General features: G+C 65.3%; 5 protein-coding genes. All 5 read right to left on the reverse strand.

What is annotated here, in order from left to right:
- Positions 1-106: 106 nt before the first annotated feature.
- Entirely contained in the window at positions 107-1,048 is a 942-nt protein-coding gene (locus EGJ86_RS03080; RefSeq protein WP_125834008.1) for a 2-hydroxyacid dehydrogenase, read from the reverse strand.
- A gap of 185 nt (positions 1,049-1,233) precedes the next feature.
- Positions 1,234-2,652, reverse strand: a complete 1,419-nt coding sequence (locus EGJ86_RS03085) for an FAD-binding oxidoreductase (RefSeq protein WP_125834009.1) — start codon at positions 2,650-2,652, stop codon at positions 1,234-1,236.
- Between the two features lies 1 nt (position 2,653).
- Positions 2,654-4,210, reverse strand: a complete 1,557-nt coding sequence (gene garD, locus EGJ86_RS03090) for a galactarate dehydratase (RefSeq protein ID WP_125834010.1) — start codon at positions 4,208-4,210, stop codon at positions 2,654-2,656.
- Between the two features lie 22 nt (positions 4,211-4,232).
- A complete protein-coding gene (locus EGJ86_RS03095) occupies positions 4,233-5,558 on the reverse strand; it encodes an MFS transporter (RefSeq protein WP_125834011.1) in 1,326 nt (441 codons plus the stop codon).
- 114 nt (positions 5,559-5,672) lie between these two features.
- On the reverse strand, positions 5,673-7,022 hold the full coding sequence (gene gudD, locus EGJ86_RS03100) for a glucarate dehydratase (protein ID WP_125834012.1): 1,350 nt from the start codon (positions 7,020-7,022) through the stop codon (positions 5,673-5,675).
- Between the last annotated feature and the right edge of the window lie 204 nt (positions 7,023-7,226).

The following is a 7,226-nucleotide window of genomic DNA, read 5'->3' on the forward strand; positions in this document are numbered from 1 at the left end:
TGCGCCGGGGATGCTGCAGGTGAGGTAGAGACGATTACAGCGCTTGTGGCGATGTAACGATAGGCCAAGCGGCAGCGCCGCCCGGCGTATTCGGTGGCGAGCGGGATCAGAGCGGCGTCAGCAGCTTGCCGGTGGCGATGAAGGCGCGCAGGTTGTCCAGCACCAGATCAGCCATCTGCTGACGCGTCTCGACACTGGCGCTGCCGACGTGCGGCAACAGCACCACGTTGTCCAGTTCGCGCAGCGCCTCCGGTACCTGAGGCTCACGCTCGAAAACGTCCAGCCCGGCACCGCCGATCACTTTGCCCTGCAACGCCGTGATCAGCGCGGCCTCATCGACCACCGAGCCACGCGCGACGTTGACCAGAAAGCCATCCGGGCCGAGTGCTTCGAGCACCTCGGCGTTGATCAGGTGATGGGTGGCCTTGCCGCCCGGGCAGGTCAGCACCAGGAAGTCCGCCCAGCGCGCCAGCGCCAGCAGATCCGGCTCGTGCTGGTAAGGGCTGCCCTCGACCGCACGGCGATTGTGGTAACGCACCGGCATGGAGAAACCGGAGGCGCGCAAGGCCACTGCCTCGCCGATGCGGCCAAGGCCGACGATCCCCAGGCGCTTGCCGCTGACCCGACGCGCCAGCGGGAAGCCCGTGGTGCTGCTCCAGGCGCCGCTGCGCACGAAGCGATCAGCCTCGGACAGGCGCCGCGCGCTATCGATCATCAGGCCCATGGCCAGGTCGGCGACGCAGTCGTTGAGCACGTCCGGCGTGGTGCTGAGCACGATGCCGCGATCACGCAGCAGATCCAGCGGATAGGGATCGTAGCCCACGCCGAAGCTGCAGATGGCGCGCAGATTCGGCAGCAGCGCCAGTTGGTCAGCCGTACAGCCGAAGCGTGCTGAGGACACCATATAGATGAACTGCTCGCCGTGCTCGCGCAGGAACGCTAGCGGCTCGGCCTGTTGCCACAGCGCGCTGACCTCGTACTCTTCGGCCAGCTCGCGGTTGAAACGCTCGCTCAGCGGGCCGATCTGCAGCACCTTGGGTTTGCTCATGGAACCTCCTGTTTGGATCGTGCGATTTACCAGGCTGTTGAAAAACTACCTGCGTTGCCAATGCTGCGTTAAATACAGGCTCAAAATGCTCATTTACAGCTCGTAAACTCCGCTTTTTCGCCTGTATTTGCGGGGCCGCCATCGGTATTGCACTGGCTACCTCGCCTACGTTTTTCAACGGCCTGCTACAGCAATTTGCCCGGGTTCATCAGCCCAGCCGGATCCAGCGCCTGCTTGACGCGGGCCATCAACTCCAGCTCAAGCGGCGCCTTGTAGTGCTGCGCAGCCAGGCGCTTGGACTGGCCCAGGCCATGTTCGGCGCTGATGCTACCGGCATAGCGCAGGGTCTGGTCGTAGATCACGCGCATGATCGCCTCGGCCTGCGCCTTGAACGCGACATCCTCGGCGCCGATTGGCTTGCTGATGTTGTAATGCAGGTTGCCGTCGCCGACGTGCCCGTAGGCCACGATGCGCACACCGGGGAAGGCCTGCTGCAGTGCGGCATCGGTACGTTCGATGAAGTCGGGAATACGGCTGACCGGCACGCTGATGTCGTGCTTGAGGCTCGGCCCCTCGTGGTTCTGCGCCTCCGAGATGCCTTCACGCAACGCCCACAAGGCGCGCACCTGCGCGTCGCTGGCGGCGACCACGGCATCCAGCGCCACACCCTGTTCGAAGGCAGCACCGAGGCCCTCTTCCAGCAACTCGTTCAAGGGCGCGTTGGGCTGGGAGTCACTCAGCTCGATCAACACGTACCAGGGATGCGTGTCGGCGAAGGGATCGCTGACACCGGCTACGTGACGCAGGACGAACTCGACGCTTTGCCGCGACATCAGTTCGAAGCCGGTCAGGCGGTCGCCGCACAGGCTGCGCATCTGCCCGATCAGCTCGACGGCCGCTTGCGGGCTGGGCAAGGCGACCCAAGCGGTGGTCAGGCTGCGCACGGCGGGGAACAACTTGAGCACGGCGGCGGTAATGATGCCCAGGGTGCCCTCGCTGCCGATGAACAGGTGCTTGAGGTCGTAGCCGGTATTGTCCTTGCGCAACCCGCGCAGGCCGTCCCAGATACGCCCATCGGGCAACACCACTTCCAGCCCCAGGGTCAGGTCGCGCATGTTGCCGTAACGCAGCACCGCGGTGCCGCCGGCATTGGTCGCCAGGTTGCCACCGACCGTGCAACTGCCCTCGGCGCCCAGCGACAGCGGGAACAGCCGGCCGACTTCGACGGCCGCCTCCTGCAACTGCTGCAGGATCACCCCCGCTTCGACGGTGATGGTTTCATTACCCACGTCCACTGCGCGGATACGCTTCATGCGCGTCAGCGACAGCACGACCTGCGCGCCAGAGTCATCCGGGATCGAGCCGCCGCACAGGCCGGTATTGCCGCCTTGTGGCACCAGGGCAACGCTGGCCTGCGCGCACAGGCGTACCACGGCAGCAACTTCCTCAGTCGACGCCGGACGCAGCACGGCAGCCGCCTGGCCACGGTAGGCACCGCGCCAGTCGCTGAGGTAGCTCTGCATGCGCTCGGCGTCAGTGATCAGGCCAGCCTCGCCGACCGCCTTGCGCAACGCCTGAAGCAGATCATCGGACAGGCCACTCATCTCAGGTCACCGGCGCCGGGTTGAACAGCACCAGGTCGTTGTGCAGGCGCAGGTGCTCGGCGCAGGTCTGCTTGCGACCGCTGGCCACGTCCAAGTAGAGCTGGAAGATGTGCCAGCCCATTTGCTCCAGCGTCATGCGCCCGGAGACGATCTGCCCGGCGTCGACGTCGATCAGATCCGGCCAGCGCTCGGCCAGTTGGGTGCGTGTGGCCACCTTGATTACCGGCACCATGGACAGGCCATAGGGCGTGCCACGACCGGTGGTGAAGATGTGCAGGTTCATGCCCGCCGCCAATTGCAGCGTGCCGCAGATGAAGTCGCTGGCCGGCGTGGCGCAGAACCACAGGCCCTTGCCACGAATGCGCTCGCCCGGCGCGACCACACCGGCGATGGTGCCGTTGCCGGACTTGGCAATGGAGCCCATGGCCTTCTCGACGATATTGTTCAGCCCGCCCTTCTTGTTGCCCGGCGTGGTGTTGGCACTGCGGTCGGCCATGCCGCGTGCAAGGTAGCGGTCGTACCAGTCCATCTCGCGAATCAGCGCATCGGCCACCTCGACGCTAGCGGCACGCGGCGTCAGTAGGTGGATGCCGTCACGCACTTCGGTGTTCTCGGAGAACATCACGGTAGCGCCGGCGCGCACCAGCAGGTCGGCAGCTACGCCAAGGGCCGGGTTGGCGGTGATACCGGAGAAGGCATCGCTGCCGCCGCATTGCATGCCGACTACCAGTTCGGCAGCCGGTACGGTCTCGCGACGACGCAGATCGAGCACCTTCAGGCGATCTTCGATCATGCCCATGATCTGCTCGACCATGCCGGTGAAGCCGGTGCCGGAATCCTGCAGGCGGAACAGCCAATCTTCCTCGTCCATGCCGTTGGTGAGCTGGTCGCCATCCATCAACTGGTTGGCCTGCAGCTTCTCGCAGCCGAGGCTGATCACCAGCGCCTGGCCACCCAGGTTGGGGTTGCGGCTGATGTTGTACAGCGTGCGGATCGGCACCACCGCGTCCGGCGCGTTGATCGCCACGCCGCAACCGTAGCTGTGCGACAGCGCCACCACGTCGTCGACGTTGGGGTATTTGGGCAGGATTTCCTTGCGCACGCGCTCGACCACGTGATCGAGCACGCCGACCACGCACTGCACGGTGGTGGTCACGCCGAGGATGTTACGGGTGCCGAAGCTGCCGTCCGGGTTGCGGAAGCCTTCGAAGGTGTAGCCCTCCAGCGGCTCGCCGGGTGCGGTCTTGATGGTCGCCTTGGGCAGGTTGTCCAGCACCGGCGGCTCGGGCATGCGCAGCACCTGCTCGGTGACCCAGCTGCCGGCGGCGATGGGTTTCAACGCATAGCCGATGACCTCGCCATAACGCACCACCTCGCCGCCTTCGGCGATATCCACCAGCGCCACCTTGTGGCTCTGCGGGATGCCTTCGATAGCCGTCAGGCCATCGTCGAACTGGCCGCCAGCGGCAACGCCCTGGTCATTGACCACCACACCAACGTTGTCGCTCGGGTGCAGGCGGATGTAACGGGGCGAATCCTGATGGGGAATCAACTGCATGACGCTTGCTCCTGTTGTGCGTTCAGGATGCCGAGCCAGACGCAGCGTCCAACTCGACCCTGTGAATACGGCCGACGATCAAGCCGAAGCTCACGACCGCCAGCAGGGAATTGAGACCAACATAGGCCAATGCCCAATCGAATGATCCGGTACGGCTGACCAGGTAGCCGATAACGATAGGTGTGGTGATCGCTGCCAGGTTACCGAAGGTGTTGAACAGCCCGCCGGACAAACCAAGGATCTGCCGAGGCGAAGTGTCGGCCACCAGCGTCCAGCCCAGCGAGCCGAGGCCCTTGCCGAAGAAGGCCAGGGCCATCAGCACCATCACAGCCGTGTCGCTGTCGACGAAAATGCACAGCACCACGGCGCTCGACAGCAGCAGACCGAACACCATCGGCAGCTTGCGCGCCAGGGTCAGCGAGTGACCGCGACGCAACATGCCATCGGACAGCAGCCCACCGAGCACGCCACCGGCGCAACCGCTGATAGCCGGCAAGGCGGCAGCGAAACCGGCGCCGAGAATGCTCATGCCGCGCGCCTGCACCAGGTAGACCGGAAACCAGGTGAGAAAGAAATAGGTAATGGCGTTGTTGCAATACTGGCCGAGGTAGATGCCGATCATCGTGCGCTGGCGCAGCAGCAGGCCCAGGTAGCGCCACTGCGAACCGCCATCACCGCTACGCTGCCCTTCCAGATCGATCAGCGCCCCGCCCTGCTCCAGATGTTCCAGCTCGGCCGCTTCGATACGCGGGTGCTGACGCGGGCCATGCAGCTGCTTCAACCACAGCAGCGACAGCGCCAGCCCCAGACAACCGAGCACGATGAACACCGACTGCCAGCCCATCACCTGCACTACCCAGCCCATCAAGGGTGCGAACAGGGCGGTGGCAGCATACTGCGCCGAACTGGAGATGGCCGTGGCCGTAGCCCGCTCGGCGGTAGGAAACCACGAGGCGATGATGCGCGCATTGCCGGGAAAGCACGGCGCACTGGCAAAGCCCACCAGCAGCCGCAGCAGAAACATCGAGGTCCCGGCCCAGGTCCCCGGCAGCCAGCCGACGAAGCCCTGCAGCAGGGTCAGCGCCGACCAGACGAACAACGCCAGGGTGTACACCGGCTTGGTGCCGAAGCGATCAAACAGCCAGCCACCGGGAATCTGCCCGATCACATAGGCCCAGCCGAACGCCGAGAAGATGTAGCCGAGCGTCACCGCGTCGATGCCCAGGCCGGCCTGCATCGCCGAACCGGCGACGGACAGGCTGGAGCGATCGGCGAAGGTGATGGTGGTGACCAGAAACAGCATCAACAAGATGCTGTAGCGCACACGACCCGGTTTGGCATCTGGCATCGGCAAGGCTCGCGAGACAGCAGGAAAGGCTCAGCCGGTAAGGCCGTAGGGTGGGCTAAAACGGAACGCCGCCCGGCCCACCCTACAAAGCCACGGCACGGCGTCGGGCTCGGCTCAACGAACCAGGCAGGGCTTCTTGTTATTGAAGGTCCAGTTGGGGATCAGGTACTGCATGGCAATGGCGTCGTCACGCGCGCCCAGGCCCTTGGTCTGGTACAGCTCGTGCGCCTTGGCCAGCGCGTCCCAATCCAGCTCGACGCCGAGACCCGGCGTCTTCGGCACCTGCACCAGACCACCCTCGATGCGCAGCGGGTTGCGCGTCAGGTACTGGCCGTCCTGCCAGATCCAGTGGGTATCGATGGCAGTGACGCGACCCGGCGCCGCCGCGGCGACGTGGGTGAACATGGCCAGGGAGATGTCGAAGTGGTTGTTGGAGTGCGAACCCCAGGTCAGGCCCCAGTCGTTGCACATCTGCGCCACGCGTACCGAACCGGCCATGGTCCAGAAGTGCGGGTCGGCCAGCGGGATATCCACCGATTGCAGGGAGATGGTGTGGCCCATCTGCCGCCAGTCGGTAGCGATCATGTTGGTCGCAGGCGGCAGGCCGGTGGCACGGCGGAACTCGGCCATCACTTCACGACCAGAGTAGCCGTTCTCGGCGCCGCACGGGTCTTCGGCATAGGCCAGCACGCCATGCAGGTCGCGGCACAGGGCAATGGCTTCATCCAGCGACCAGCCGCCATTGGGGTCCAGCGTCACACGAGCCTCAGGGAAGCGCGCGGCCAGGGCGCGGATCGCCTCGACTTCGGCTTCGCCATGCAGCACACCGCCCTTGAGTTTGAAATCGTTGAAGCCATAACGCGCATGCGCGGCCTCGGCCTGGCGGACGATGGTTTCCGGCGTCAATGCGGTCTGGTTGCGCACGCGCTCCCAGGTGTCATCGGCATCGCGCTCGTCGCGGTAGCCGAGATCGGTCTTGTCCTTGTCACCGACGAAGAACAGATAACCGAGCATTTCCACCGCATCGCGCTGCTGGCCTTCGCCGAGCAGTGCAGCCACCGGCACACCGAGGTGCTGGCCGAGCAGGTCGAGCAACGCGGACTCCAGCGCGGTGACGGCGTGAATGGTGATGCGCAGATCGAAAGTCTGCAGGCCGCGACCGCCGGAATCACGATCGGCGAAAGCGCGGCGTACTTGGTTGAGCAAGGCGTTGTAGTTGCCGACCGGCTGGCCGACGAGGATCGAGCGGGCGTCTTCGAGGGTCTTGCGAATGCCCTCGCCGCCGGGGACTTCGCCGACACCGACGTGGCCGGCGCTGTCCTTGAGAATGAGGATGTTGCGGGTGAAATACGGGCCGTGGGCACCGCTCAGATTGAGCAGCATGCTGTCTTGACCGGCGACCGGTACGACTTGCAGCTCGGTGATCAGCGGAGTGCCGACAGCGGCAGGAATCTGTGAAGTCATGAGCGTTACCCTGTTGTTCTTATGCGGGTTCGACAATGGTTCAACGCCGTCGCGCCGGGACTTCCGGGGCGCGGCCAGGGGGGGGGGCGGGCGGGGGGGGGGGGGGGGGGGGGGTTGGGGGGGGGGGGGGGGGGGGGTGTGGGGGGGGGGGGGGGGGGAAAAAATAAGGGGGGCGCCGAGGAGAAGGGGGTGGTGAGTGGGGGG

The organism is Pseudomonas sp. o96-267 (assembly GCF_003935465.1).
GTDB classification, from domain to species: Bacteria; Pseudomonadota; Gammaproteobacteria; order Pseudomonadales; family Pseudomonadaceae; genus Aquipseudomonas; species Aquipseudomonas sediminis.

Bases quoted from the DNA above. Each gene is read 5' to 3' on its own strand.
- EGJ86_RS03080 (WP_125834008.1), bottom strand. From the start codon at position 1,048: ATGAGCAAACCCAAGGTGCTGCAGATCGGCCCGCTGAGCGAGCGTTTC.
- gudD (WP_125834012.1), bottom strand. From the start codon at position 7,022: ATGACTTCACAGATTCCTGCCGCTGTCGGCACTCCGCTGATCACCGAG.
- garD (WP_125834010.1), bottom strand. From the start codon at position 4,210: ATGCAGTTGATTCCCCATCAGGATTCGCCCCGTTACATCCGCCTGCAC.
- EGJ86_RS03095 (WP_125834011.1), bottom strand. From the start codon at position 5,558: ATGCCAGATGCCAAACCGGGTCGTGTGCGCTACAGCATCTTGTTGATG.
- EGJ86_RS03085 (WP_125834009.1), bottom strand. From the start codon at position 2,652: ATGAGTGGCCTGTCCGATGATCTGCTTCAGGCGTTGCGCAAGGCGGTC.